The organism is Streptomyces spinosus (assembly GCF_020400655.1).
In the GTDB taxonomy this organism is placed as follows: Bacteria; Actinomycetota; Actinomycetes; order Streptomycetales; family Streptomycetaceae; genus Streptomyces; species Streptomyces argyrophylli.
Map to the genome: position 1 here is coordinate 1 of NZ_JAINRC010000085.1, position 286 is coordinate 286.

The following is a 286-nucleotide window of genomic DNA, read 5'->3' on the forward strand; positions in this document are numbered from 1 at the left end:
TGCGGCGGCCGGGTTCCAGGCCAGGACGTCCAGGCGTCTGCCGAGGACGAGCGCGGGGGTGTCGGTGAGCTGTTCGAGCAGGCGGCGCATGGGCGGCCGTACGGGCTGGACGGGCCGGCGCCGACGCTTCGGCCGGTCCTCGCTCCGCCCGGCGAGACCGTACAGATACCGCTTCTGGTCGTCGTCCAGGCGCAGGGCGCGCACCAGGGTGACCAGTACGGGGGCGGAGGCACGGACGCGGCCCTGTTCGAGGCGGGTGTAGTAGTCCACGCTGATCGCGGCGAGC

1 protein-coding gene is annotated in these 286 nt (G+C 73.8%); it reads right to left on the minus strand.

The window, feature by feature from the left end:
• Positions 1–286 (minus strand): MmyB family transcriptional regulator (locus tag LG395_RS41030; protein ID WP_225814708.1); only part of this gene is annotated, 286 nt, incomplete at both ends.